At 39.6% G+C, this 946-nt stretch carries 1 protein-coding gene and 1 pseudogene; both read left to right on the forward strand.

Annotated features, from left to right (window positions below):
• Positions 1 to 201 (forward strand): annotated as a pseudogene (locus tag PBF_RS26960) (IS21-like element IS5376 family transposase); the annotation flags it as partial.
• Positions 198 to 946 (forward strand): IS21-like element helper ATPase IstB (istB, locus tag PBF_RS24755; RefSeq protein WP_035333681.1); only part of this gene is annotated, 749 nt, incomplete at its 3' end. The pseudogene PBF_RS26960 and the gene istB, both read left to right, overlap by 4 nt.

The raw sequence follows: 946 nt of genomic DNA on the forward strand, positions 1-946 counted from the left end.
TCACTTGAGGGGTCTATAAAGATTTTTTATCAAGGAGAAGAAATCAGTAAGCAGCAGAGACGGAAAAAGGTAATTCCTTTCTCGGAGAAAATAAAAAAGAAACAGACTGTCGTGGTTGGCGCCCCTCAGCCTGTTTCAGTAGAAGTGGATACACGTCCCCTATCCGTTTATGACGAATTCACCAGAGGTGAGTCATCATGAGGAAAGAGATAAAGGAGTATAGCCATAAATTAAACTTGCCCGTTATTGCGGACCGGTGGTCCGAATATGCCGAACAAGCATCTAAAAATAATGTACCATATTCCCAGTTTTTATTCAGCCTTCTGGAGCTGGAAATCACTGAAAAACAGGAAAGAATGAAAAAGACCTTACTTAAATTTGCAAGATTTCCATACCGTAAAACAATGGATCAATTTGACTTTACAGCTCAGCCTGACATTGATGCAAGAAGAATTAAAGAGTTAATGAATCTTTCATTCCTCGATGCCAAAGAGAACCTGATTTTTCTGGGACCACCAGGTATCGGAAAGACTCACCTTGCGGTAGCTATAGGCATGGAAGCTGTTTCAAAAGGTTTAAAAACCTACTTTATTACTCTAAGTGATCTGGTTTCTCAGCTCAAGAAAGCCGAACAGCAGGATAAACTGGAGAAGAAGATAAGGGCTTATATAAAACCTTCTGTCCTTATCATTGACGAAATTGGTTATTTGAATCTCGATCCTCAAAGTTCTCACTACTTATTTCAGGTTATATCGAGAAGGTATGAGCGTGGCTCTATTATTCTTACTTCTAATAAAGGGTTTGGGGAATGGGGAGAAATGGTCGGGGATCCAATTATCGCAACAGCTATGTTGGACCGGCTTCTGCATCACTCTCGAATTTTTAACCTAAAGGGTGATAGCTATAGACTTAAAGAGAAACAAATGAGAACACAAAAACAGAAGGA

This window comes from Cytobacillus firmus DS1, assembly GCF_000565285.1.
In the GTDB taxonomy this organism is placed as follows: domain Bacteria; phylum Bacillota; class Bacilli; order Bacillales; family Cytobacillaceae; genus Cytobacillus; species Cytobacillus firmus_A.